This window comes from Kitasatospora sp. NPDC007106, from assembly GCF_040634455.1.
Taxonomy (GTDB): Bacteria; Actinomycetota; Actinomycetes; order Streptomycetales; family Streptomycetaceae; genus Kitasatospora; species Kitasatospora arboriphila.
In genome coordinates this window covers 1-1258 of record NZ_JBEYFP010001318.1, presented here as the reverse complement: position 1 = coordinate 1258, position 1258 = coordinate 1, and the positions used below count along the sequence as shown (strand labels likewise).

The 1258-nt window shown below is 73.5% G+C and carries 2 protein-coding genes; one reads left to right on the top strand and one right to left on the bottom strand.

Annotated elements, in window-relative coordinates:
• Nucleotides 1-98: 98 nt before the first annotated feature.
• Complete coding sequence (locus tag ABZ641_RS38135; RefSeq protein ID WP_359989237.1) at nucleotides 99-671, bottom strand: hypothetical protein; 573 nt, start codon at nucleotides 669-671, stop codon at nucleotides 99-101.
• A 177-nt stretch (nucleotides 672-848) separates the two neighbouring features.
• Here ABZ641_RS38135 and trxA point away from each other — a divergent pair, with 177 nt between their 5' ends.
• On the top strand, nucleotides 849-1244 hold the full coding sequence (trxA, locus tag ABZ641_RS38130) for a thioredoxin (RefSeq protein ID WP_344621758.1): 396 nt from the start codon (nucleotides 849-851) through the stop codon (nucleotides 1242-1244).
• The last annotated feature ends 14 nt before the right edge of the window (nucleotides 1245-1258 follow it).

Below are 1258 nucleotides of genomic sequence, written 5' to 3'. Positions count from 1 at the left end.
CCTGCGGGCCGCGCCGCCCCCGGTCGGCGCGGCGGTGCCGCCGGGCGGGGCCGCCGACGGGAGCCGGTGCCGGCGGCCCCTCGACGGCTCCGGACGGTTCAGTAGCCGTAGCCGCCGGTGGCGGGCGAGGCGGCGGCCGCCGCCTTGCCGCCGGTCGGGGTGACGGCCCACCAGGTGCCCTTGACGCCCTGGCCCTTGGTGTCGCCGGGCTTGGTGTCCGGCGTGTAGCGGTAGAGCGGCCAGCCGTTCAGGGTGACCTGCTTGCTCCCGTCGGCGCGGGTGACGGTGGAGACCAGCTTGGCGTCGATGCCCTTGAGCTGCGGGTTGTCGCTCGCCATCACGGGCGGCCAGAGCTTGGCGCAGTCGCCGTTGCAGTTGGACACCGGCGGCTTGGCGGTGTCCTTGTCGAAGCGGTAGAGCGTGTAGCCGCTGCCGTCGGTGACGATGGTGCCGAGCGTCGAGGAGCTCGCGGTCTGCAGCCCCGTGCCGCCGCCGGCGGGCGCCGACGGGGCGGACGAGGAAGGCTCCGACGGGTTGGCGGGCGCGCTCGCGGCGGGGGCGGTGGTGCCGCCCGCGGTGTCGGTGGTGCCGCCCGGGTCGCAGGCGGTGACCAGGGCGATCGCGGCGGCGGCCGAGGCGGCGAGCAGGGCGGTACGGCGGAAGTCGGGCATGGCTGTTTCCCCCACGGTGTGAGTCAGGTTTCGTCGGGCGCTCTCCCCGCGCCCACACCGAGGAGTACGGGCGCGGCGCCGGATCGACTCAACGGGTCGCGAAACTTTTTTTGGAATACCTCGGGGCCGGGCAGGGTTGACGCCACCGGACCACTCCCGAAGGGCAGGTAGGACACCATGAGCACGGTCGAGCTGACCACGGCGAACTTCGACGAGATCGTTCCCGGCGCGGAGGGCAAGGACTTCGTGCTGATCGACTTCTGGGCGGCCTGGTGCGGTCCGTGCCGGATGTTCGGTCCGGTCTTCGAGAAGGCCTCCGAGCGTCACCCGGACCTCGTCTTCGCCAAGGTCGACACCGAGGCGCAGCAGGAGCTCGCGGCGGCGTTCGACGTGCAGTCGATCCCCACGCTGGCGATCATCCGCGAGGGCGTGCTGGTGTTCGCGCAGCCGGGCGCGCTGCCCGAGCCGGCGCTGGAGGACCTGATCGGCCAGGCCCGCGGGCTGGACATGGCCGAGGTGCACGCGAAGGTCGCGAAGGCCCGCGCGGAGGCGGAGGCCGCCTCCCAGGCCTGATCCCTCCTTCCCCG

Coding starts and splice junctions, on each gene's coding strand:
- ABZ641_RS38135 (WP_359989237.1), bottom strand. CDS start 671: ATGCCCGACTTCCGCCGTACCGCCCTGCTCGCCGCCTCGGCCGCCGCC.
- trxA (WP_344621758.1), top strand. CDS start 849: ATGAGCACGGTCGAGCTGACCACGGCGAACTTCGACGAGATCGTTCCC.